Source organism: Bacillus sp. SIMBA_154 (assembly GCF_046536015.1).
Taxonomy (GTDB): Bacteria; Bacillota; Bacilli; order Bacillales; family Bacillaceae; genus Bacillus; species Bacillus pumilus_P.
Window position 1 is genome coordinate 1 of the sequence record NZ_JAWJBV010000652.1, and the last position, 236, is coordinate 236.

General features: G+C 50.4%; 1 protein-coding gene. It reads left to right on the forward strand.

Annotated features, from left to right (window positions below):
* The coding region (locus tag R0K30_RS23480) for a hypothetical protein (RefSeq protein ID WP_410613433.1) at positions 1 to 236 on the forward strand (236 nt) is incomplete at both ends.

Genomic DNA, 236 nt, shown 5'->3' on the forward strand with positions numbered 1-236 from the left:
ACCTCGTTCATACCGTGACCTTATCAAACCCAACCGAGGTACCTGTCAGCTATCCTTTTGCCATTAGCCCAGATACGGCGACTGAAGGGGTAGACTATGATAATACAGATATCGACTTTAGCGAAGGCGTCGTCTTAAACCCTGATGGCACCATCACCATTCCAGCAGGAGTGACGAGCTTTACCGTCAGCTATCCTACAGCAGATGACGTGACTGACGAGCTTGCTGAGACCACC